This window comes from Dyadobacter endophyticus (assembly GCF_014641595.1).
GTDB classification, from domain to species: Bacteria; Bacteroidota; Bacteroidia; order Cytophagales; family Spirosomataceae; genus Dyadobacter; species Dyadobacter endophyticus.
Genome location: NZ_BMIA01000004.1, coordinates 273,541 through 296,603 on the forward strand (window position 1 = coordinate 273,541; position 23,063 = coordinate 296,603).

The 23,063-nt window shown below is 50.6% G+C and carries 17 protein-coding genes; 11 read left to right on the forward strand and 6 right to left on the reverse strand.

The features are described 5' to 3' along the window. The first annotated feature begins 9 nt into the window (after window positions 1-9). The 6 genes from IEY24_RS25685 to IEY24_RS25710 all read left to right on the forward strand — a co-directional run bounded on the left by IEY24_RS25685 (window position 10) and on the right by IEY24_RS25710 (window position 8,927). On the forward strand, window positions 10-906 hold the full coding sequence (locus tag IEY24_RS25685; RefSeq protein WP_188937789.1) for a sugar phosphate isomerase/epimerase family protein: 897 nt from the start codon (window positions 10-12) through the stop codon (window positions 904-906). Between the two features lie 38 nt (window positions 907-944). Beyond that, window positions 945-3,281 carry a DUF5703 domain-containing protein gene (locus tag IEY24_RS25690; RefSeq protein ID WP_188937793.1) on the forward strand — a complete coding sequence of 779 codons (2,337 nt, stop codon included), beginning with the start codon at window positions 945-947 and terminating at the stop codon, window positions 3,279-3,281. Window positions 3,282-3,650: 369 nt separating this feature from the next. After that, complete coding sequence (locus IEY24_RS25695) at window positions 3,651-5,162, forward strand: FGGY family carbohydrate kinase (protein ID WP_188937800.1); 1,512 nt, start codon at window positions 3,651-3,653, stop codon at window positions 5,160-5,162. 2 nt (window positions 5,163-5,164) lie between these two features. Beyond that, window positions 5,165-6,763, forward strand: coding sequence for a DUF5060 domain-containing protein (locus IEY24_RS25700; RefSeq protein WP_188937802.1), 1,599 nt, complete (start codon window positions 5,165-5,167; stop codon window positions 6,761-6,763). Between the two features lie 188 nt (window positions 6,764-6,951). Continuing rightward, window positions 6,952-7,620 (forward strand): aspartate/glutamate racemase family protein, encoded by a 669-nt coding sequence (locus IEY24_RS25705; protein ID WP_188937805.1) that lies wholly within the window; start codon window positions 6,952-6,954, stop codon window positions 7,618-7,620. Then, window positions 7,620-8,927: a bile acid:sodium symporter family protein gene (locus tag IEY24_RS25710; protein WP_229223146.1), complete on the forward strand. Its 1,308-nt coding sequence runs from the start codon at window positions 7,620-7,622 to the stop codon at window positions 8,925-8,927. Before IEY24_RS25705 ends, IEY24_RS25710 begins: the two co-directional genes overlap by 1 nt. Here the strand turns inward: IEY24_RS25710 and IEY24_RS25715 are convergent. The 4 genes from IEY24_RS25715 to IEY24_RS25730 all read right to left on the reverse strand — a co-directional run bounded on the left by IEY24_RS25715 (window position 8,903) and on the right by IEY24_RS25730 (window position 12,227). After that, a complete protein-coding gene (locus IEY24_RS25715) occupies window positions 8,903-9,238 on the reverse strand; it encodes a DUF5615 family PIN-like protein (RefSeq protein ID WP_188937807.1) in 336 nt (111 codons plus the stop codon). The two genes, IEY24_RS25710 and IEY24_RS25715, sit on opposite strands and share 25 nt — an antisense overlap. Then, window positions 9,235-9,468 (reverse strand): DUF433 domain-containing protein, encoded by a 234-nt coding sequence (locus IEY24_RS25720; RefSeq protein ID WP_188937810.1) that lies wholly within the window; start codon window positions 9,466-9,468, stop codon window positions 9,235-9,237. The genes IEY24_RS25715 and IEY24_RS25720 overlap by 4 nt, the downstream gene beginning before the upstream one ends. A 105-nt stretch (window positions 9,469-9,573) precedes the next feature. Then, the gene (locus IEY24_RS25725) at window positions 9,574-10,968 is read right to left on the reverse strand and encodes a four-carbon acid sugar kinase family protein (protein WP_188937812.1); all 1,395 of its coding nucleotides are present in this window, start codon (window positions 10,966-10,968) and stop codon (window positions 9,574-9,576) included. After that, window positions 10,965-12,227 carry a ribulose-bisphosphate carboxylase large subunit family protein gene (locus IEY24_RS25730; RefSeq protein WP_188937814.1) on the reverse strand — a complete coding sequence of 421 codons (1,263 nt, stop codon included), beginning with the start codon at window positions 12,225-12,227 and terminating at the stop codon, window positions 10,965-10,967. The genes IEY24_RS25725 and IEY24_RS25730 overlap by 4 nt, the downstream gene beginning before the upstream one ends. 246 nt (window positions 12,228-12,473) lie before the next feature. Here IEY24_RS25730 and IEY24_RS25735 point away from each other — a divergent pair, with 246 nt between their 5' ends. The 5 genes from IEY24_RS25735 to IEY24_RS25755 are packed head-to-tail and all read left to right on the forward strand — an operon-like array spanning window position 12,474 to window position 22,326. Continuing rightward, window positions 12,474-15,620: a SusC/RagA family TonB-linked outer membrane protein gene (locus IEY24_RS25735; RefSeq protein WP_229223148.1), complete on the forward strand. Its 3,147-nt coding sequence runs from the start codon at window positions 12,474-12,476 to the stop codon at window positions 15,618-15,620. A gap of 10 nt (window positions 15,621-15,630) precedes the next feature. Further along, a complete protein-coding gene (locus IEY24_RS25740) occupies window positions 15,631-17,043 on the forward strand; it encodes a RagB/SusD family nutrient uptake outer membrane protein (protein ID WP_188937820.1) in 1,413 nt (470 codons plus the stop codon). Between the two features lie 3 nt (window positions 17,044-17,046). Next, a complete protein-coding gene (locus IEY24_RS25745; protein ID WP_229223150.1) occupies window positions 17,047-18,426 on the forward strand; it encodes a glycoside hydrolase family 140 protein in 1,380 nt (459 codons plus the stop codon). A gap of 4 nt (window positions 18,427-18,430) precedes the next feature. Next, window positions 18,431-20,263 carry a sialidase/neuraminidase family protein gene (locus tag IEY24_RS25750; RefSeq protein WP_188937822.1) on the forward strand — a complete coding sequence of 611 codons (1,833 nt, stop codon included), beginning with the start codon at window positions 18,431-18,433 and terminating at the stop codon, window positions 20,261-20,263. A 41-nt stretch (window positions 20,264-20,304) separates the two neighbouring features. Further along, on the forward strand, window positions 20,305-22,326 hold the full coding sequence (locus IEY24_RS25755) for an aceric acid hydrolase (protein ID WP_188937825.1): 2,022 nt from the start codon (window positions 20,305-20,307) through the stop codon (window positions 22,324-22,326). 4 nt (window positions 22,327-22,330) lie between these two features. Here IEY24_RS25755 and IEY24_RS25760 read toward each other — a convergent pair whose 3' ends face one another. After that, entirely contained in the window at window positions 22,331-22,708 is a 378-nt protein-coding gene (locus tag IEY24_RS25760; protein ID WP_188937828.1) for a helix-turn-helix domain-containing protein, read from the reverse strand. Between the two features lie 2 nt (window positions 22,709-22,710). Beyond that, the gene (locus tag IEY24_RS25765; protein WP_188937831.1) at window positions 22,711-23,016 is read right to left on the reverse strand and encodes a type II toxin-antitoxin system HigB family toxin; all 306 of its coding nucleotides are present in this window, start codon (window positions 23,014-23,016) and stop codon (window positions 22,711-22,713) included. Between the last annotated feature and the right edge of the window lie 47 nt (window positions 23,017-23,063).

Consider the following 23,063-nt stretch of genomic DNA (forward strand, 5'->3'; position numbering starts at 1 on the left):
TTAGAAACAATGAAAAGAAGAAATTTCCTGAATATATGCGCTGCCGGACTGGCGGCGCTGCCGTTCTCGCCGTGGGTGGCTGCCATGGCTGGTCCGGTGAAAAAATCACGCTATAAAATTGCTGTGATCGATCTGATGATCCTGAAACGACAGAAACTAAGCGCATTACCGCTTGCTGACGAAATCGGTGCCGACGGCCTTGAAGTGGACATGGGCGGCCTGGGTGACCGGCCTACTTTCGATAACAAACTCGCCGACCCGGCTGTGCGCCAGCAATATCTCGACAAAGCGAAGGAGTTGAACCTCGAAATCTGTTCGCTGGCCATGACCGGTTTTTATGCGCAGTCGTTCGCGAAACGCGATGGCGCCGAGACGACGGTGGGCGATTGTATTAATACCATGAAACTGATGGGTATTAAAATTGCTTTTTTACCACTTGGTATTCAGGGAGATTTGGTCAAAAAACCGGAATTGCGGCCTGCGATCGTAGAGAGGCTAAAAACGGTTGGTACAATGGCTGAAAAGGCTGGTGTGGTAATTGGGATTGAAACTGCACTGGACGCAAAAGGAGAGGTGGAATTGCTGAACGAGATCGGATCCAAGTCGATTAAGATCTATTTCAATTTTTCAAATCCGCTTAAAGCAGGCCGCGATCTTTGCGAAGAGCTGCGTATTTTAGGTAAAAACCGCATTTGCCAGATACACTGCACCGACGAGGACGGCGTCTGGCTGCAAAACAACAAACGACTGGACATGAAGAAAGTGAAAGCCACGCTCGACAAAATGGGCTGGAAAGGCTGGCTCGTCATCGAGCGCTCGCGGGACGCTGCCAGGCCGCGCGATGTGAAAGGTAATTTCAGCGCGAATACCGCTTTTATGAAAACGGTTTTCCAGTCCAGATTTTAACGCTGGCCTTCCCAGTTTGATCCTCTCAACCATCCGCCATGTATCGCTGCTATTGCCGGTTCTTTCTGATTTTATTAATAGTTGCAGGCCATTGGGGTGTACATGCGCAGGGTTTCTTGCCGGAACAGTACAATTTGAAATGGCCGAGCCAGAGTGGAAATTCTGGCGAATCGATGCCTTGCGGCGGGGGCGATGTGGGGTTGAATGTATGGGTGGAGCAGGGCGATTTGCTGTTCTATGTTTCGCGCAGCGGCGTTTTTGATGAAAACAATGTAGTGCCAAAGCTCGGACGCGTGCGTGTGCGACTTTCGCCGAGTCCGTTCGAAGCGGGCGGCAGTTTTCAGCAGGAGTTGAAATTGAACGAGGGTTATGTTGAAGTAACCGGCAAAAAAGGCAAGCTGAACGTCATTATCAAGGTTTGGATAGATGTTTTCAAACCCGTGATCCACGTTGATATCAATGGCAGCAGCCCCGTTTCCGCACAGGCCTGGTATGAAAGCTGGCGGACGGTTCCCGGCGAGTTGAAAGGCAATGCACGAAGCGCCAGCTCTTATAAATGGGCAAAACCTGGCATCGCCGTTTTTCCCGACAGCGTCCGGTATGAAAACAACGGCGTGCTATTTTACCACCGGAACCGCGATTCAACGGTTTTTGATGCCATTGTAAGTCAGCAAAAACTGGAAGACGTCAAATCGAAGCTTTGGAACCCGCTGAAAAACCTGACTTACGGCGGCTGGATGGCGGGCACCGGCATGGTCGCCGACAAGGTAATATCGGGCGGCAAGTATGCCGATACGCCTTTCACCGGGTTCGGATTGAAAAGCAAATCCCCATCCCGGAACGTTAAACTGAATATTTACCTGCATACCGATCAGCAGAAGGACTTTGCTGTTTGGAAGAAGGGGCTTTTTGAAATTGTTGCCAAAGCGGAACCGACGGAGTGGGTTAAAACGCTTGAATGGTGGAAGCAATACTGGCAGCGAAGTTATATTGCATTGAATGCCAGCAACAAAGATAGCGCCTCGCCGGTATGGCAGGTGGGACGTAACTATCAGCTTTTCCGCTACATGCTCGGATGCAATGCATATGGTACCTATCCGACCAAATTCAACGGTGGGCTCTTTACTTATGACCCGGTTTTTGTGGATAGTTCATATCATTTTACAGCCGATCACCGAAATTGGGGAGGTGGCATTTTTACCGCGCAAAACCAACGGCTCGTTTATTGGCCGATGCTCAAAAGCGGTGATTTTGAGATGATGAAGCCGCAGTTTGAATTTTATCTGCGGATTTTAGGCAATGCAGAAATCCGTACACAGCACTATTGGGGACACAAAGGGGCGTCGTTTACGGAACAAATCGAGAATTTCGGCCTGCCCAACTATGCCGAATATGGTTCCAAACGGCCTGCTGGCTATGATCCGGGATTGGAATACAACAAATGGCTGGAATATCTTTGGGATACTTCGCTGGAATTTTGTTTGATGATCCTCGACCAGCAGCATTTTACCGGAACAGACATTACGCGGTACCTTCCATTGATCGAAAGCTGTGTCGTGTTTTTCGACGAGCATTACCAATACCTGGCCGCCCAACGCGGCGCGGCGAAACTTGATCAGAACGGGCATTTGGTTCTGTTCCCTGGAAGCGCCGCTGAAACTTATAAAATGGCCTATAATTCCGTGACGACGGTTGCGGGTTTAAAAATCGTGCTCGAAAGGATGGTAGCATTACCCTCGCAATATGGCAGTGAGGCGCAGCGCACGCACTGGAAGGAGATACTGAGGCGCGTTCCGCCGCTGAGCTTCCGCGAAATGCAAGGCCACCGGACAATCGCTCCCGCACAAGCGTGGGAGCGTATCCAAAACACTGAAATTCCGCAATTGTACCCAGTTTTTCCCTACGGCATTTACGGCATCGGTCAGCCTGATCTTGAAACGGCTGTCAATACCTGGAAATACGACACCGAAGCGATCAAAAACCGCAACCACACCAGCTGGCACCAGGATAATATCTTCTGCGCCCGACTGGGGCTTACGGAAGAAGCTGCCGCATTGACCATTAAAAAGCTGCAAAACTCCGGCCGCCGCTTCCCCGCATTCTGGGGTCCCGGCCACGACTGGGTACCCGACCATAATTGGGGCGGCTCCGGGATGATCGGCTTGCAGGAAATGCTCATGCAGACCCATGCTGATTCGATCTACATTCTGCCCACCTGGCCAGACGACTGGGATGTGCAATTTAAGCTCCACGCACCGCTGAATACGGTCGTCGAAGGAGAGTGGAAAGGAGGTAAAATGGTGAACCTGAAAGTGACGCCGGAGAATCGAAGAAATGACGTAATTTGTTCTAAATGTGTGGCTAATCGCTTTTAAACGATTGTAAACGTTTAAATAAAGTTAGAGTCTTGACATGGTTTTTAAATAGTGCTAGTTTTGGCGGTTAGTCTACTGGGCTGTTTAATTTATGTGGTTGTTGCAGCGATTAAGCACGGATTCCAGAATGTTCAGGAAAGGAACATTGTAACCGTTTTTGCAGATTGTTTGGCAATTTGTTCTGCACTAAAATTATTTGCTTGTCTTTTGATCGGACGGTCTGTACGGGATAAAATTGCACCCTAGCTAGTATATCACATAAATAAATTAATATTTTTCCATCTATTTTTAGCTTTGTTTTCGATTGTTTTTCTTTTCTTTGTTTTAATAATAAGAATGGTTTAACAAGTTCATAACAAGGCTTCCGGAATGTTGAACGGCCCATTTGTTCTGGCGATCGATCAGGGTACGAGCAGTACTAAATCCGTCATTTTTAATAAAAAAGGAGAGGTTGTGGCGCGGGGCAGCGAACCGTTGCGTACCATGTACCTCGATGGCGGCTTTGTGGAACAGGATCCGCAGGAAATTTATGAGAATGTATTGACGTCGGTTGCGAAATGCATTGCGGATTTTACGGCAAAAGAGGGACGTATAGAGGACATCCGTTCGTGCGGAATTTCCAATCAGCGGGAGACATTCGTGCTGTGGGATAATGACGGAAAGCCACTGCATAATGCGGTAGTCTGGCAATGCAAGCGATCGACAGCGGTTTGCGAGGAATTGCGGGTTGCGGGATTGGAAGGAATGATCCGGCAAAAAACCGGCCTGCTGGCCGATCCGTATTTTTCCGGCTCGAAGGTAATCTGGTTGAATCTTCATCATGAAGGTGTCAGGAAAGCTATTTCAGACGGCGACGCGTTTTTTGGCACGATTGATACCTGGCTGCTTTACAAGCTGACTAATGGAGGTGCTTACCTCACTGATCATACGAATGCGTCGCGCACGCTTTTCTTTAACCTCGAAACACGCTCCTGGGACGAGGAATTGATCCGGTCGTTTGGACTGGATGGCTTGCATTTGCCTGATATCCAGTCGTCGTCCTCGCATTTCGGCGAGACTGACTTTGGTGGTTTGTTATCAGCATCCATACCGGTCACAGCGATGATCGGCGATTCGCATGCGGCTGCATTTGGGGAAGGTTGCTTCTTCCCGGGTATTGCGAAGGCTACATTAGGAACCGGGTCTTCGATTTTAATGAATATCGGCCCCGAGCCGAAAGCGTCTCATCAGGGAATGGTGACGACGATCGGGTGGAGTGCGGGCGATCGGGTAGAATATGCGCTGGAAGGCGTGATTGTGACCTGCGGAGCGACGATCGAGTGGCTTAAAACACATCTCGGATTGTTCAGTGACATCCGGGAGACGGAATCCATGGCGCTTTCCGTGAAAGATAGCGGCGGCGTTTACCTTATTCCGGCATTCAGCGGACTTGGTGCGCCGCATTGGGACATGAACCGCAAAGCGTCGATTACCGGCCTGACATTTAATTCAAATAAAAACCATATCGTACGCGCTGCGCTGGAATCCATTCCATTTCAGATCAAAGATGTGATCGTGGCCATGGAAACTGATACGGGGATCGCATTGCAGGAATTGAAAATTGACGGAGGGTTAACCTCCAATAATTTCGTCGTACAGATGCTTGCGGATTTACTGGAAAAACCGGTCGTTAACCTCGGATTTCCGGAAGTATCGGCACTGGGCGCAGCATATCTTTCGGGTTTATATTCAGGTGTTTATCCTGATATCGACTATTTGCAGAAATTAAACGCAGGGCATTTGTCTGTCGCGCCCAATGCTGCCAACGATGCGGTAAAAACGGTCTATCGCGGTTGGCAGGAAGCCGTGGGCTCTGTTCCGCAAGTTTATATAACACATTGAACATGAAGTTTTTTTATCTGTTTTTTGCTTTTTTTTGGTGTATTCTTAGTGCTTCCGGCCAGGATGGTGTGGAGCGCCCCGTGGAGCGGTGGGAGCGGTTTGAAGTGACGCTGCCAGGACCGCGAACCGGAAATCCTTTCGCTGACGTGAATCTGTCGGCCGAGTTTTCAAATGGTACGGAAAAGGTAAAAGTGGCGGGCTTTTATGATGGCAGTGGCCAGTATAAGGTGCGGTTTATGCCTCAAAAAACAGGCAAATGGAAGTATCTAACGACCAGCAACAGCAAATCACTCAACGGCAAAAAAGGGACTTTCACTTGTGTGGAGCCAGGGAAGGATAACCACGGACCGGTTCAAGTGGCTGACACGTATCATTTTAAATATGCGGATGGCAAACGCTACTATCCGTTCGGTACAACGCTGTATGCCTGGACGCACCAGCCCGAAGGTTTGGAAGAAATTACGCTTAAAACGCTGGCGAATGCACCCTTCAATAAGGTCAGGATGTGTGTTTTTCCGAAATATTACTCGCATGTGGAGAATGAGCCTCCGTACTATCCCTATGTAAAAACGTCGGAAAAGAAGGATGCGAAAGGTAAAATCAAATTTCAATGGGATTATTCGCGTTTTGAGCCAGCTTTTTTTCAACACCTCGAAGATCGGATTGACGATCTGAAAAAGCTGGGTATCGAAGCGGATGTGATCGTTTTTCATCCTTACGATAAGGGTCATTGGGGATTTGATAGTCTTGGTAAGGAGAACGACCTTAAATATATTCAATACCTGACGGCCCGCTTGGCATCATTCCGCAATGTATGGTGGTCGATGGCCAATGAGTTTGATTACGTCAAAACGAAGCCGCGCGCCGATTGGGACGTTTATACGAAGGCCGTCGTGGATGCAGATCCATATGGCCACCTTTGCTCGATCCATAACGGTAGCGTTTACTACGACAACTGGAAGTCGGAATTTACGCATGTCAGTATTCAGAATGGTTCGGCAGTGGAGGACTTTGGCAGGGCGACGCTGCTAAGAGATGTGTTCTTCAAGCCCATGGTTTACGACGAAGTGTGTTATGAAGGCGATTTGCAGCAGCGCTGGGGCCATTTGAGCGGAGAGGAAATGACCGAAGCATTCTGGCAGGGCGTGATCGCGGGTACGTATGTAACGCATGGGGAGACGTATCAAAACGAGGGCGACACTATTTTTTGGGCCAAAGGCGGCCGCCTGATTGGCAGTAGTCCGGCACGGATTGGTTTTTTGAGAAAGATACTGGAAGAGGCGCCCGGTCCGCTGGAATTATCGGATCCGTGGAAAGACCATCACACGTCGCGTGCTGACAGCAGTTATTACCTGGTGTATTTGGGTAAAAATATGCAGCCTGAATGGCAATTCAGCCTTCCGCGCAAGGGCGGGCCGAGAGCAGGGAGGAAGTTTAAGGTAGAAGTAATCGACACCTGGAATATGACGGTCGATGTGCGACCAGAGGTTTTCGAGATCGCCGAAACAAGTGATTACCGCATTTATGACAAGAAAAGAACATCGATCCGCTTGCCTGTGACGCCGTACCTAGCGCTCCGGATCAAAGAATACCGGGAATGACAAAGACTTTGATTGGTTAACATAGATAGTAAAGGATTAAAAAGACCGGGCGATGTCCGGTCTTTTTTTGGTTTGTCTTTGTGAAATTATTCTATTTAGTTAAATTTCGAAATAATTAGAATATAAACGAAAGGTTTTTTCGTTTCACTCCGCTACAAGGTCCACAATTGATTTCCGAAAGCTCATTCATGAAACCAGTAACATTAGGATTGATTCACACCTCGGCCACGCTCGTGCCGATCTTTCAGCAACTATGCAGTGAGTACCTGCCGGGCGTAAATGTGTTCAATATCGTCGACGATAGTCTGATCAAGGATGTCATCGCGAAAGGGAAACTTGTGCCGGCAACGGCCCGCCGGGTTGTCGATTATGTGGCCTCGGCCGAGGCGGCGGGTGCGGACCATATTCTGGTAACATGCTCCTCCATCGGAAGAGCTGTGGAGGCCGCTGCCGCACTTTCGTCGGTGCCGGTGCTCCGTGTTGATCAGCCTATGGCGGATCTGGCCGTTGCAACAGGAAAGAAAATAGGCGTGGTGGCGACATTGCCCACTACGCTGGAACCGACCGCCGATCTGGTAACGCGTCGTGCCCGGGTTGCGGGAAAGGAAAGTGAATTGACCACCAGGCTCTGCGAGGGTGCTTTCGACGCGCTGATGGGCGGAAATCCGGGTTTGCACGATCAGATGGTCGCGCAAGCGTTACGCGAGTTATCTGCGCAAGTGGATGTGATCCTGCTCGCGCAGGCGTCGATGGCGCGTGTTGTGGACGCGCTGTCGGAGGCGGAGAAAACGGTTCCGATTATAGCTAGCCCGCCGGAAGCGGTACGTTACCTGGCTTCGGTTATTAACCCATTATAATGATGCTGATATTTAGGAAAATATGTCTTGCATTGGCCTCGTTTGGCCTCGCATTACTGGCTTTCGCATGGTTAACACAGGCTGATGAGCTGTTCAGGGCAGTCGCGCTGGGTACGGCAGTCGCCTCGGCTATCGGCATGGGCGCAGTCCCGTTTTTGCAAGGGTATCAATACACGGCCTGGATCGCTGCTGCGGTAGTGGCCGGCATGACATATCCGCAATCTTTGCTGCATGTGGGAGATTTTGATCTGCGAAATAAGTGGCTGATACTTATCGTGGTGCAATTTGTCATGTTCGGAATGGGCATACAGATGAGCCTGCGTGATTTCTCGGAGCTTGCTACCTCGGGTAAAGGAGTTCTCGTTGGCCTGTGCAGTCATTTCACCATCATGCCCCTTACCGGTTTTGCATTGACTAAGGTCTTTCATTTCGACCCTGAAATTGCAGCGGGGGTCATCCTTCTAGGTTCTTGTTCGAGCGGATTGGCTTCCAATGTGATGGTTTACATTGCGAGAGCGAACCTCGTGCTTTCCGTGGCCGTAACCGCTATGACGACTCTCGCCGCTCCATTTTTGACCCCGTTCCTCATGAAAATTCTCGCGGGAACGCTCATTCAGATCCGGTTTCTGGATATGATGATGGAGATCATCAAGATCGTCATTGTGCCCATAGGCGCCGCATTGATCCACGACTTTATGAAAACTTCGACGCCTCATGGAAAAAGAAACGTTTATAGCGTAGCGTTAGTGTCTTTGATGTGGCTGGGATCGCTGACTTTCGGCTTGTGGTCGTGGTTGGCCGAAGCGGTTTCCGAACCTGCATTGCAATCGCTGGAAGTGCTGTCATTCTTCGCTGGTGCTGTGCTGGTAGGCTTGGTGTATCATTTAGCCACATTATCATTCAAAAAACTTGACCGGTATATGCCTTACGTTTCTATGTTCGGTATTATTTATTTCACCACCGTAACCACCGCGGCCGGTCGCGACAATCTTTTGCAAGTCGGGTTTTTGCTCTTTTTCGTGTCGGTTGTGCATAATTCGGCCGGGTATTTTTTTGGGTATTGGCTAAGCCGACTGTTGGGCCTGGATAAACCCTCGGCGCGTACAATGGCATTTGAGGTGGGGTTGCAAAATGGCGGAATGGCCTCGGGCCTGGCAGGGGCGATGGGGAAATTGGGGACGGTCGGGCTCGCCGCGGCTGTATTTAGTCCCTGGATGAATATTTCAGGGTCAATATTGGCGAATTACTGGCGGCGGAACGAGATAAGCCGGGGGGAGGAGATTCAGGAGATCTCCATCACGCCATAGATTTCAGATTTGTTAAACTTTGAGATTTCCCCCAGCCTATTTTGCAATAAGGTCACTACGGACTCTGTGGAGCAGTTTCCGGTTTTTAAAAGGATGACTTTTGGGGGAAATGAGAGTACGTTGGCCAAGCCTTTAAAGTCCGCATCAAAGGTTACAATAATGTAACTTCTGGCCTTGGCGTATTCCCAAATGGTGCGGTCTGTGGAGGCGTATCTCAGTGGCGTTTGACTAACATGAATGCAATCGGGCAATGAGGCTTTTAACTTTTTGACGATTCGGTAAGATATGTTCTCGTCAAAAAGAAATTTCATGTTGCTGTGATCAGAATTTTAGAATTTTCTTCCCCGTTTTCCGCGAATTCCAGGGCAGCAAGAATATCTTCACGGGTGATTGGTGGAAAGTCTTCGATGATTTGCTCATATGTCATTTCGCTCGCTAGCCAACCCAGTATGTCACGTACAGCTATTCTCGTACCTTTAATACAAGGTTTTCCAAACCTTATTTCAGGATTAATGCTGATCCGTTCCTGCCAGTGCTGCATGATTTTGAAAGATTGATTTTAATAAAGATACGAAGTTAATAGGAGGTTTGGAGTGCTATTTATCAACCACTATATATGGATCAGCAGAAGGAATGCTCTGACTTACTATCGGTCAGTGCGGCTTCCTCTTTGAACCACCTCAAAATAATCCTCCCCACCAACCTGTCCGCCCTTAAAAACAACTTCCAGCCCATCAGCAGCCGTGCCGGGCGCAAATGCGCGGCAGAGTGGTGCGCCGGGGGACAAAGAGGCGATCATTTCAACCGCTTTGATGCCCATTGCCCGTGCTACCACACCCGATGTGTCGCCACCGGCGATGACAATGCGTTTGGTAGGAGAGGCCGAGATAACGTATCGGGCAATACTGCCCAGTGCTTCGCCGTACAGGGATGAGGTAAGTGCCTGAATTTCCGTAGATGATAGGCCTTTGCTTTTTAGAACGTTATTAGATTGTATAAAACGTTCGTCCTGCGTGCCTTTGCTGGTGTGGATGATCACGCTTTTACCTGTCGCGAGCAGGTGCATGGCTTTGTTTGTTTCGTTTGAAAAGGCAGCGTCGTGCGTTCCCGCTGCTATGGCGGGTGTGTCGAGGGTGATTTCGGTGAAACCGCGCGCCAATGCATATTCAATTTGCTGCGCTGTGACTGGCGAGCAACTGCCGGAGATAACTAGTAACGGTGTGGATTCGCCCGGATCGGGCCATTGGGTGCGATTTTGGACGAAACCTTGGGTTTTCCAGAATCCGGTCAGCGCCATTTCAACGCCCGATGAACCAACCGAAAAGTGCGGCGCGGCGGGGCTTCCGTATGGGTCGATAAGTGCGCCGATACGCCGCATCTGGTGTTCGTAAAGCCCGTCGAAAAGTACAATATCATTTTCCTCGACAATGGTTTGGAGTAATGCCGAGGTCTCTTTCCGGGGCTTTTCGATCTGTAAAATGTCGATCAGGCCGCAGAGTTTGCCCGTTTGCTTACCCAAATGTAGCCGTAGATCACTTTCGTCCGACGGTGTGGTCGGGTGCTTGCTCATGCTAGGATGGCGGTCGAGTCGGTGGATGTGGCCGTTGCTGCCGATGCCCATCCTTGCAAATAGGTTCCCGAATGCACAATAGCGACCGAGCACAGGCGCCGCCACGATTAATGATGTGAATTTCGGATCAAATACTTCCGCTCCGATGTCAATGGCTTTGCCGATGCTGCCGATGGCCGGCGACGAATCGAACGTGGAGCAGACTTTATAATGAATATGCCGCGCACCGGAAGTTTTAAGCGCCGCGAACGCAGGGCGGAGCGTAGCCTCCATTTGCGCCGGGGCCATCGCGCGCGTCATCCCCGCGATGCCGAATGCCCGGATATGCGGGAAGCGGGCGAGGTCTTTCGGCGTCGGTGGTTCTATGAATAATGCGGTGCGGACGCCGTTTCGTTCAAGGATCTCCAGCGCGTCAGTGGAGCCTGTAAAATCGTCACCATAAAAGGCCAGGAGCACGTTGCTGGAACTCATGCGCGGTCGAATTGCAGGTTTCCGAACTTTTCAACCGACTGCCCGAATTCCGGATATTGCCGTGCGGCTTCTTCGAGTGTCAAGCCGTTTACAGCGCCTTCCCAGGCTTGCTGCAATGCGGCAACACCGGCCGCAGGTCCGCCCGGATGTGCCATGATGCCGCCTCCGGCCATGTAAAGCAGGTCGGTGGTTTTCGTGCGACGGTAAGTTTCAAATGCCTGTCCGCCCCATTGTCCGGAGGATACTACCGGCAGGATCGGTTTATCCAGCGGTGCGTGATCGAGGCACGAGGCAATTGAGCGTACCACGGAATCGTCCGATTCCCAGAACTTGTTTTGGATGCCATTCACGTGCAACTGGTCCACACCGGCGAGCCGCCAGAGTTTTTGGTAAGCCGGAAATTCGATACCGAGCAATGGGTGGCGGTTCAGCATGCCCCAGCCGTTGCGGTGGCCGTGGATCGCTAGCTCGCCCAGGTCGCATATGCGCTTGGTGCCCGACAGGCCGACGCTGTTGAGGCTGATCATCGCGCAGGTTCCGCCCGATTTGACTATATGCTCGTATTTCCGGAGCATCGGCTCCATTTCGTCGCTGATATTGAATGCGTACATTATTTTTTTGCCGGTACGGTCGGCGTGGCGGTTGATGACCTGCATTACCGCATCCACGCGGTCTTCGAAGCGGGAGTTGGCGGTGGCGGCCATCAACTCGTCGTCCTTCACGAAATCGATGCCTGCATTTGCCAGTACCCCCACGGTTTCGGCCGTTTGCGCAGGCGTAAGTCCCACACTCGGCTTGATGATCGTTCCAATGAGCGGTTTGCCGATATCGGTGGCTGTAAGCTCGCGGCAGCCGTCGATGCCGAATCGGGGACCGTAATAGTAGTTTGCGTAAGATTCCGGGAAGCGGATATCCATGAGTTTCAGGCCTGTAAACTGCGTGATTTCGTACAGGTTACCCTGCAAGGTCGAGACAAGCGTAGGGAGGTTATGTCCGAAGTTTTCTGCCGACCAGGAAACGTCTACGAATGCACGGCGATACAATCCGTCGGGGGAAGAAGCGCCCGGAATGGCTGGTTGAGCAACGGTTTCGAGGTGTTCGATTTGTTCCACACGGGCTGCGAATCGGTTTTTCAGCTCCTCCGTCTCGCCCGGCACCGCCACGAATGTTCCCGACGATTGCTCGCCGGCCAGCACCGTTGCTGCTCTTTCGACTGGATAGGGGGTTTCAATGTAATACCGTGCCGTTATTCTTTCCATTTATTTCCTGATGATATATTTATACTTACGAATATAGTTCTTTTTGATTCGATTTAAAGGCGATTAAATGCCCTGTTTACGCATCTTGAAGTAACAAAAACCCGATTTTAACAATTATTTATAAAAATAAGACAGAAAAAATTTACAAATATTTTTTTAAAATAAAATTGTTCATACTTTTCGTAAAAATTAGAATATAAAAGAAAGAAAAAGAAAATCACTACTTCCCTAATCGTTTGAATGTTTATGAAACAACTCTTACGCATCATCCTGGCATGTCTCCTGGTAGTTCCGGCGGTTCATGCGCAGACGCTGTCCGTGAAGGGCAGGGTGACGGGTGTAAGCGACGCCGACCCGCTGCCGGGTGTGAGTGTCGTCATCAAAGGCACCCAGCGCGGCACGACCACCAATTCGGACGGAGCTTTCCAGATCGAAGTTCCGGATCACGCTACCGTGCTGGTATTCAGTTTTGTAGGTTACAAATCTGTGGAGGAAACTGTCGGTGCCCGCACCGACATCGGCGTAAGGCTTGTGCCTGAGAACAAATCACTCGAAGAAGTGGTGGTAGTAGGTTACGGAACGCAAAGCAAGCGGGCGGTGACCGGCGCGGTTATTTCCGTCAATTATGACAAATTCAAAGACCGTTCATTCAGCAACGTCAGCCAGTCGCTGGCCGGAACGCTGCCGGGTGTAAATATTTCGCAATCACAAGGTGCCCCGGGCGCTTCGCCGGTGATTAAAATCCGCGGGATCAGTTCGATTACCGCCGGTACCAACCCGCTGATTGTTGTGGACGGCGTGCCGTTGGAAAACTTCAATCTCAACCTGATCAACCCGCAGGATATCGAGTCGATCGAAGTACTCAAAGATGCTTCTTCGGCCGCGATTTACGGGTCGCGCGGATCGAGCGGGGTGATTATCGTGACCACGAAAACCGGTAAGCCAGGCAAGGTGAATGTGAGTGCGAACGTCGAGTACGGTTCGCAGAAAGTAACGCGCCGCGTGAAAATGATGGATGCGCAGCAGTATATCGAGACTTACATTGATGCAAAAAACAATGCATGGACCGCACAAGGGGGGAATGCGAGCGATCCCAACAGCGCCCGTCCGACGACATTACGCATTCCGGAAGACTTTACGACCAATCCGCAACAGTTCGGGAAGGGTACCGACTGGCAGGATGTGATGTTCCGCACGGCACCTTCGTATAACGCCCAAGTGACGATCACGGGCGGCACCGAAAAGACGCAGTACATGTTTTCAGGCGCTTATCTGGATCAGACGGCTGTACTGGACGCTAACTATTACAAGCGCCTGGCTGTGCGATCAAACCTTAAAACCCAGATTACGAAACGGCTCAGCGCAGGTTTGAATATTGGAATAACCTCTATTTTTGACCGTACGGAGGGTACGCAAGGCAAAAGTGACGTGATCAGCCTCGGCCTGCAAAGCGACCCTATTTTTCCCGTCTACAATGAAAACGGCAACCTCGGTTTCCGCGATCCGAATTCGACCTGGTTTCGCTTTACTTCTTTTGCCGATATGAACCTGTGGCACCCGTACTCGCTTACACGCGAGGTAGATAAGGGCCGGAAGTCGTTCAATACGCTGGCGACGGGTTATTTGGAATACGAACTCATCGACGGGCTCCGGTTCCGTACGAGCCTGAGCGGCAACCTTTACAATACGCGTAGCAATTTTTATTGGAATGATAAACAGAAATACGGCTATTCTGCTGTACTGGCCGCTCAGGGCAATGCGAGCGATGCGTACATGCTGAACTGGCTGAGTGAAAATACATTGACGTACGATAAGAAGTTTGGCGAACATGCATTGACCGGCCTGCTTGGCTACACCAGTCAGAAGCAGCGCGACGAAACCATGTACGTGGCGGCCAACAATTTCCCGAACGACCTCGTCCACACACTGAATGCCGGAACGGTGACAGCCGGTAACACGACAGCCAGCGAATGGTCGCTGCTATCCTACCTGGCGAGGGTTCAATACAATTTCAAAAACCGGTATTTCCTGACCGGAGCGCTGCGCCGAGACGGAATGTCGCGCTTTGGCGAGAACAACAAATGGGGCTATTTTCCTTCCGTTTCGGCGGGTTGGTTGCTTTCGGACGAGGCATTTATGTCGGGCGTGACGGCTGTGAACAATCTGAAACTTCGCGCGAGCTACGGGGTGACCGGTAACAACCAGATCCCGAACTATGGGGCGATCAGTCTGCTGGCTGCGGCGCAATATGTGAATGGGACAAACCTGGCCAATGGTTTGAAAGTGAGCAGTCTGGCGAACCCGAATTTGAAATGGGAGAAGACGAATCAGTTCAACATCGGCGTTGATTTAGGCCTTTTCAATAACCGCATTAACCTTTCGGCCGAGTATTACAGCTCTGTGACCCGCGATATGTTGCTTTTCGTGCCGGTGCCCGACATTACCGGTTTCTCAACTCAGCTTACCAACATTGGTAAAATGCGCAACCGGGGCGTGGAATTGAATATTTCAACCAAAAACCTGACGGGCGCATTTACCTGGACAACCGATTTTAACATTTCCAGAAACCGCAACAAAGTGCTGCAACTGGGCCCTGGCAACGCACCTATCCAGTATGTCGATAACGTAGTGACCGTGCGTACCGAAGTAGGCCAGCCTGTTTCCAACTTTTACGGCTACATTTTCGACGGGGTTTTCAAAAATCAAGCCGAAATAGATGCTTATCCGCACCACACTAGCACCACACCGGGTGATCCGAAAGTGCGTGACGTGAATGGAGATGGCAAGATCAGCGACGCCGACCGGACAGTTCTGGGTAATTACCAGCCCAATTTTATCGCCGGTATTACCAATACGGTGGGTTACAAAGGATTCGAATTGTCGTTCCTGTTCCAAGGCTCGTTCGGCGGCGAAATTGCCAACAACAATGTGCGCTACCTCGGTACCTGGGATAATGGCCGGAATTTCTTCGCCGATATGTACAATTATTGGCGGTCGGAAAGCAATCCTGGCGATGGGAAGCATTTCAAGCCGTCGGTGAATTACCTCGGGTTGCAGAAGCAGTTTTCTTCCTATTGGGTCGAGGATGCGACGTTCGTACGCTTGCGGAATGTGCGCGTATCGTATGCGCTGCCTGGCAAATGGGCTTCAAAGCTGAAAGTGAGTGGGGCGAGGGTATATGTGAATGCGGAGAATGTGCATTTGTGGAGTAAATACATTGGTTACGATCCGGAGAATACTACTTATGGTACCACTTCCTATTCTTCGAGTATGGAAACTTCCAGCTCGTATAGCAGCGGTAATGCACCTGTACCGGGCGCTTTCCAGGGTGTTGATTATGGATCGTATCCGCTGCCTCGGGTGATTACTGTTGGGATTAAGGCTGATTTTTAAAAGACGAAAAATGAAAAGATATATCAAATCCATAGCCCTCGCCGCATTGATCGCTACGCAATGGAGCTGCAAGGACTCATTTCTCGAACTGGCGCCGGTATCGAACCCGAGTGCGGAGAATTTTTACAAAACAAAATCGGATTTCGACCTCGCTGCCAATGCGGCCTACAACACGCTTTATACCGTGTATCACCCGCAGGGCCCGGTTTCCTACGCCGGCGAGCTGATGTCGGACAACGTCACGATCTACAACATTTCGGGCAACCAAGCCGACAAATGGCAGTTCCGTGACTATACGCTCGCTCCTGCAAACACGATGGTGTACCAATTCTGGCAGGATTTCTACCGTTCGATCTACAATATCAATATCATTTTGGACAGGATCCAGGGCGCCGATCTCGATGTTGCCTACAAGGCCCAGACACAAGGCGAAATGCTCTTCCTGCGCTCGCTGTATTACTATAATATGGTACAGCTCTGGGGCGATGTGCCGCTGGTAACACGTCCGGTAAGCGCGGCGGAAGCCTACGACATCCTGCGTACCCCGGCGACTGAGATTTACGCCCAGATTACCAAAGACCTGGCGGAAGCTAAATCCAAACTTCCGGCTGCATCGGCGATCACCGGCCGGGCTACGAAGGGCGCTGCGCAAACCTTGCTCGGGAAGGTGTACCTGGCCGTTGGCGACAAAACCAATGGCGTGAAGGAGCTCAAAGAGGTATACGACAGCAAGCAATACGATTTGCTGCCGGCTTATGCATCGCTTTGGGATGCCAAAAACAAAAATACGAAAGAGTCGATCTTTGAAATTCAGTTCCTGGGAGGCTCGGCGACATCGCCTTACAGCAACTACTACCTCGAATTTTTCCCGAATTCCAATGCTTTGGGCTTTTACGGCGCAGGTATGAATCAGGTTGTGGACGATATCTGGAATGAATACGAAAAAGGAGACGGCCGCCGCGAGGCGTCGATCGATACCGGCTTTACAGATGCAAAAGGCAATTTTACCAAAACTAAATTCCCTAAAAAATGGCAGGATAAAACCGCGCCGCTGATCAACCAGAACATCGCTGCGAACAACAATTTCATGGTGCTGCGCTACGCCGATCTGCTGCTGTTGCTTTCCGAAGCGACCGGCGACGCCACTTACCTGAATCAGGTGCGGAAACGGGCCGGATTGCCATTGTACGGAGAAACCGGTTACCCCGCGAAATACAACACGGTAGCATTGGCCGTAGAGCACGAACGCCGCGTGGAGCTCGCATTCGAATTTCATCGCTGGTTTGATTTAAAACGCACCAACCGCGTGGTAGATGTCCTGGTGGCAAAGGGCAAGCCCGTAACGCAAAACAAACTGGTATTCCCGATTCCGAACTTTGTCAGGGATCAGAACGCCAAGATTACGCAGAATGCAGGGTATTGACGCATGGATTCTAAGCTCTTGAACCTTAAACTCCTGATGCTCCTTTGTGCCGGTTTTATCGCCGGCACAAAGCCTGTTTATAGTCAGTCGAAGACGCTGAAAATTTCTGAAAATGGACGCTTTTTCACAGATCAGGAAGGGGAACCGTTCTTCTGGCTTGCCGATACGGGCTGGCTGCTTTTCAATCGCCTCACTCGGGAGGAAGCTGATCGCTACCTTACCGATCGGCAGCAAAAAGGTTTTAATGTGGTGCAGGTAATGGTGGTGCAGGCATTGCGAACGGTGAATGTATATGGCGATTCCGCTTTGACAAACCACGATTTGGGCGTGCCGAAAGTGACTGACGGGAATACTTTTGAGCGTTCGGAGGAGTATGATTACTGGGATCACGTTGATTATGTCGTCGGAAAAGCTGGTGAGAAGGGCATTAAGATCGGTATGGTGCCTATTTGGGGCAACGCGGTGAAGAACGGGAAGACGAGCGCGGCGCAGGCGAGGGCCTATGCGCAGTTTCTGGCGCGGCGTTACAGGGATCGGTCCAATATTGTATGGATCAATGGTGGGGACATTCAGGGTGACGTTGTTCCTGATGTCTGGGAAGCGATTGGCAGTACCTTGCGGGCGGAAGATCCGAACCATCTCATTACCTTTCATCCGTTTGGCAGAATGCAGTCTTCGAAATGGTTTCATGATCGCGACTGGTTGGATTTCAATATGTTCCAATCGGGCCACCGCACGTATGCACAGGATAATGAGGCCAAAGATTTGCGGTATGGCGAGGACAACTGGCGTTATGTAGAGGCTGACTATGCCCGCACGCCCATCAAGCCGGTGCTCGACGGCGAGCCATCGTACGAAAACATCTGGTACGGCCTGCACGACAAGACATTGCCCGTTTGGACGGCCGATGACGTGCGGCGATATGCTTACTGGTCGGTGTTCGCGGGCGCATGCGGGTTCACGTACGGGAACAATGGCGTAATGCAAATGCGGTACGCACGAGACCCGAAACTGCCTTCCTGGGAAGAGGCGATTGACGATCCCGGGGCCGGTCAGATGATCCATTTGAAAAACCTGATGCACTCGAAACCCTATTTCGAGCGCGTGCCCGACCAGTCGCTCCTTGCGGAAAATGGCGAACGCTACGATCGCCTGCTGGCCACCCGTGGGAAAGATTATGCATTGATTTACACCTGGAATGGTCGTGATATGAAGATTAATATGGGGAAAATAGGTGGTGCCAAGTTGAATGCGAGCTGGTATGACCCGCGCACAGGGCAAACCCGGGTTTTAGGAAAAGTAACAAACAGAGGAATCAAAACATTTGACCCGCCCGGAGAGGTTAGAAACGGGAACGATTGGGTTTTGGTGTTGGAAAAATAACGGTATGCATAAGGAATTAGCAGGAATGTTCGCCCTTTTGATGGCGATGGAAACGGCAAATGCGCAGGAAACCATTCGTTACACAGGCAAAACGCTTGTGAATGTCGACTACCACCATGGACAATTGAGCCCCGCCATCGGCGTGCATTCGTACCAGACTTTACGGGCCAACCGCACCGATGCGAGCAGGGATTCGGCCATTACCTGGACCTATAACCACGCCCCGATGCTAGCCTACTGGAATGGTACATTTTATTTGAATTATCTCAGTAATCCCGTCGGTGAGCACATCCCGCCGGGACAGACCCTTTTACAAACCTCGAAAAACGGTAAAACCTGGACGAAGCCGGTTGCGATTTTTCCGCCTTACAAAATTCCCGACGGTACGAAAAAGGAGGGACACCCCGGTGTAGCGAAAGATTTGTACGCGGTAATGCATCAGCGGATGGGTTTTTATGTCTCCAAAAGCAACCGTTTGCTCACATTGGCCTACTTCGGAATGGTGCTCGATGCCAAAGACGATCCGAACGACGGTCACGGGATCGGACGGGTGGTGCGGGAGATTAGGAAAGATGGTACTTACGGCCCAATCTATTTTATTCGGCACAATGCATCCTGGAAAGCGCCTTCGGATTATCCAATGTACACCGAAAGCGAGGACAGAGGCTTTGTAGAAGCCTGCGACGAACTGCTGGCCAATAAGCTCGTAACCCAGCAATGGGTGGAAGAAGCTGACCGTAATGACCCGGTGATCAGTTTGAAAGGGGAATATAAGGCATTCAGTTCCTATCACTTACCCGACGGCCGTGTGGTCGGTCTTTGGAAAAATGCACTGACCAGTATCAGCAGGAACGAGGGCAAAACGTGGCTGTACAATCCCAGACGCGCGCCGGGTTTTGTGAATAGTAATGCGAAAATCTGGGGGCAAAAAACGTCGGACGGCAAGTACGCGACGGTTTATAATCCCTCCGAGTTCCGCTGGCCGCTGGCGATTTCGGTGAGTGATGATGGTTTGGATTACAAAAACCTGCTGCTAGTAAATGGCGAAATCACGTCAATGCGCTACGGAGGCAACTATAAATCTTACGGCCCGCAATACGTCCGCGGTATTTCCGAAGGCGATGGCGCACCACCGGACGGCAATCTCTGGGTGACTTACAGTATGAATAAGGAAGATATCTGGGTGTCGGGAATACCCGTTCCCGTACGCGAGAAGGCCGAAAAGCACGCCGCCGACCGCTTTGCGCAAATGCCGGATGGTAAGGAGCTTGATGAATGGAATATTTACAGTCCTTTGCAAGCGCCGGTAAGTGTTGGTGAAGGTCAGAATGGTAAATCATTGATTATCAAAGATGCAGATCACTTCGACTATGCCCGCGTTGAGCGCGTGATTCCCGCGACGAAAAAGCTGGATGCCGAATTTTCGGTGACGCCCAGCCAGAACGACACCGGTTTATTAGACATAGAATTCCTCGATGCAAAGGGTACGCCGGGCATTCGTTTGTCTTTTGATTCAACCGGGATATTCAGGTTAAAAGCAGGCTACCGCAACAAAACACTTTTGGAATACCAAAAAGGACAGCGCTACGACGTTAAGGTGCAGGCCAACACCGAAACGCGGCTTTACAGTGTCGTTGTGAATGGTAAACAGGTGGGGACCGGTGTACTTTTCGCCCCGCTGGAAGCTGTGAGCCGCATTGCATTCCGTACCGGCGAAACCCGCCGCTTTCCCGATGCCGATACGCCCACGGACCAGATGTACGACCTGCCAAATGCAGGTATTCAGGACCCGGAGGCGGTTTTTGAAATAGATTATTTGATTACCAAGCCATTCTAATGCAGGTTTTCGCCGGAAAGGCATGGCTGATTTTTGAAAATATGAAAACTACTAAAACCATTATTGCACTTTCGATAGGGCTGAGCTTCCATGCATTTGCTCAGGAAAAGGCGCTTGTGAATACCTCGCAAAGTAAATTCGTGAAACTCCACGGCGCAGACATGACCGCCGTGCAATGGACGCAGGGCTTCTGGGCCGATCGTTTCAAAGTATGCCGCGAAACGATGGTGCCGCAGCTCTGGAAAATCTATACCGACCCGAACCTCAGCCATTCCTTCCGCAATTTCGAGATCGCAGCGGGCCTCGAACCCGGCAATTTTAAAGGACCGTCTTTTCACGACGGCGATTTTTACAAAACATTTGAAGCAGTAGCCAGCCTGTACGCGGCCACGAAAGACCCGAAACTGGACGGGCTGATGGACAAAACCATCGGGGTGATCGCCAAAGCGCAAAGAGCGGACGGGTACATTTATACCAAAGCCATTATAGAGCAAAAGCAGCAGGGGGAGGGCAAAATGTTCGCCGATCGCCTCAGTTTCGAAGCCTACAACTTTGGCCACCTCATGACCGCCGCGTGCGTGCATTACCGCGCCACGGGCAAAACCACGATGTTGGATGTGGCCAAAAAGGCGGCCGATTTTCTGATAACCTTCTATAATGCGGCCACCCCCGAGCAAAGCCGTAACGCCATTTGTCCGGCACATTACATGGGCCTCTCGGAGCTCTACCGCACCACGCACGACGAAAAGTATTTGACCTTGGTAAAGCACCTGATCGCCATTAAAGGCGCCACCGAAGGCACCGACGACAACCAGGACCGCATTCCGTTTTTGAAACAAACCAAAGTGATGGGCCACGCTGTGCGGGCCAATTACCTGTACGCAGGCGTAGCGGATGTGTACGCAGAAACCGGCGACGAGGCGCTGCTCGCGCAGCTGCACGCCATGTGGGACGACGTTACCCAACACAAGATGTACGTCACCGGCGGGTGTGGCGCACTGTACGACGGGGTTTCACCCGATGGTACCTCCTACAAGCCCGACGAGGTCCAGAAGATCCATCAGGCATATGGACGGGACTACCAGTTGCCCAACTTCACCGCCCACAACGAAACCTGCGCGAACATCGGCAATGTCCTATGGAACTGGCGCATGCTCCAAATCACAGGCGAAGCCAAATATGCTGATATCGTGGAACTTGCACTATACAATAGCGTGCTCTCCGGCATTAATCTCAAAGGTGACAAGTTTTTATATACCAATCCCTTGGCCTATTCCGACGCATTGCCGTTCAAGCAACGCTGGGAGAAGGACCGGCAGGCCTACATTTCGAAATCCAACTGCTGCCCGCCCAATGCGGTGCGTACGGTCGCCGAGGTTAGCCAGTATGCTTACAGTCTTTCGGACGCTGGTGTTTTCTTTAATTTGTATGGAGGAAATAAGTTTCAAACAGCGATTAAAGGGGGCCAGCTGCGCCTGACACAAACCACTGATTATCCGTGGAATGGCAAAATCTCTATAACGCTTGAAGAAGCACCAAAAGAAGCGGTGTCATTATTTTTCCGCATTCCGGGCTGGTGCAGCAATGCGGGTTTGGTGGTTAATGGTAAAAAGGAAACTGTTAAACTGGCTTCGGGAAGTTATGCTGAGCTTCGGAGAGCTTGGAAATCAGGCGATAAGATTGAATTAACACTCGATATGCCCGTCAAACTGATCGAATCCAATCCGTTGGTAGAGGAAACCCGTAACCAGGTCGCCGTAAAGCGTGGCCCGGTCGTTTATTGTGTGGAATCCATTGATCTGCCCCAAGGTAAAACGATCTTTGATGTAGCGATCGGCGTTAAAAATAACTTCAAACCGTCGCTTTTAACCATCGAAAATAGCCCGATTATGAGCTTGCAGGGCGATGCGGTGCTGGTTGATAATTCGGATTGGAGCAAAAAGTTGTACCGCGAAGTATCAGCCGAGGCGCCCAAAACCATTCCCGTGCGACTGGTGCCTTATTATGCCTGGGGGAACCGGGGGCATGGGGATATGTCGGTTTGGCTGCCACTGGTAAGGTAGTAGCTTATGCATTATCCAGCAAAACACCGGGGTCAATACCTAGCTTGTGGTAAACTGCTTTTAAGAACGTGACATCTGGTTCCCGTCGGCCATTCAGGATTTGGGAGAGTCTTTCCTTCCCCAATCCCAGCAAATCGGCAAGACCTGTTGTGGTCAAATTGAGTTCAAAGCGTTTTTGCTCCACCATTTCGGGAATAGTTAAAGGAGGCGGAAATGGGAAGTGAATTTCTTCATATTTCTCGGCGGCAATCGCCATCGCTCGCAGCTTATTTGTCTCATCTTCTGTTAGATTGTCTTCGCCACGGTTCATCAATTCGTAGATTTCATCCATTGCAGAGTCGTACTCCGCTTCTGTTTTGTAAATGATTTGATCGTTTTCCATAACTATCTTTTATATCTAACAATGGAAGCGTCTATTCTGTCATATTCGGAATGGGTTCCTAAAAATACAATATAAAGTGTTCGTACGCGAAAATGAACAACTGTAATTAGCCGGTGGTCGTTGCCGGAGATATTAAAGACAAATCTGTGATTGCCGACATAGTCAGCCGAATTAAAGAATCTTCTTACATCATTTGGGCACGACCAATCAGCGTTTTTTACTATATCATACCATTGATCGAGTGATTTACGGGCGTTGGGATATTTTGCAGAATATCGGTTAAGGATAGACCTAGTGAGTATGACCATGATTGTTTGATGAAATGATCAGAGCCCATAATATCTGATGCACTGTT

What these genes read in the sequence shown, in the direction of transcription:
- IEY24_RS25685 (WP_188937789.1), top strand. Translation starts at nt 10, where the DNA reads ATGAAAAGAAGAAATTTCCTGAATATATGCGCTGCCGGACTGGCGGCG.
- IEY24_RS25690 (WP_188937793.1), top strand. Translation starts at nt 945, where the DNA reads ATGTATCGCTGCTATTGCCGGTTCTTTCTGATTTTATTAATAGTTGCA.
- IEY24_RS25695 (WP_188937800.1), top strand. Translation starts at nt 3,651, where the DNA reads ATGTTGAACGGCCCATTTGTTCTGGCGATCGATCAGGGTACGAGCAGT.
- IEY24_RS25700 (WP_188937802.1), top strand. Translation starts at nt 5,165, where the DNA reads ATGAAGTTTTTTTATCTGTTTTTTGCTTTTTTTTGGTGTATTCTTAGT.
- IEY24_RS25705 (WP_188937805.1), top strand. Translation starts at nt 6,952, where the DNA reads ATGAAACCAGTAACATTAGGATTGATTCACACCTCGGCCACGCTCGTG.
- IEY24_RS25710 (WP_229223146.1), top strand. Translation starts at nt 7,620, where the DNA reads ATGATGCTGATATTTAGGAAAATATGTCTTGCATTGGCCTCGTTTGGC.
- IEY24_RS25715 (WP_188937807.1), bottom strand. Translation starts at nt 9,238, where the DNA reads ATGAAATTTCTTTTTGACGAGAACATATCTTACCGAATCGTCAAAAAG.
- IEY24_RS25720 (WP_188937810.1), bottom strand. Translation starts at nt 9,468, where the DNA reads ATGCAGCACTGGCAGGAACGGATCAGCATTAATCCTGAAATAAGGTTT.
- IEY24_RS25725 (WP_188937812.1), bottom strand. Translation starts at nt 10,968, where the DNA reads ATGAGTTCCAGCAACGTGCTCCTGGCCTTTTATGGTGACGATTTTACA.
- IEY24_RS25730 (WP_188937814.1), bottom strand. Translation starts at nt 12,227, where the DNA reads ATGGAAAGAATAACGGCACGGTATTACATTGAAACCCCCTATCCAGTC.
- IEY24_RS25735 (WP_229223148.1), top strand. Translation starts at nt 12,474, where the DNA reads ATGAAACAACTCTTACGCATCATCCTGGCATGTCTCCTGGTAGTTCCG.
- IEY24_RS25740 (WP_188937820.1), top strand. Translation starts at nt 15,631, where the DNA reads ATGAAAAGATATATCAAATCCATAGCCCTCGCCGCATTGATCGCTACG.
- IEY24_RS25745 (WP_229223150.1), top strand. Translation starts at nt 17,047, where the DNA reads ATGGATTCTAAGCTCTTGAACCTTAAACTCCTGATGCTCCTTTGTGCC.
- IEY24_RS25750 (WP_188937822.1), top strand. Translation starts at nt 18,431, where the DNA reads ATGCATAAGGAATTAGCAGGAATGTTCGCCCTTTTGATGGCGATGGAA.
- IEY24_RS25755 (WP_188937825.1), top strand. Translation starts at nt 20,305, where the DNA reads ATGAAAACTACTAAAACCATTATTGCACTTTCGATAGGGCTGAGCTTC.
- IEY24_RS25760 (WP_188937828.1), bottom strand. Translation starts at nt 22,708, where the DNA reads ATGGAAAACGATCAAATCATTTACAAAACAGAAGCGGAGTACGACTCT.
- IEY24_RS25765 (WP_188937831.1), bottom strand. Translation starts at nt 23,016, where the DNA reads ATGGTCATACTCACTAGGTCTATCCTTAACCGATATTCTGCAAAATAT.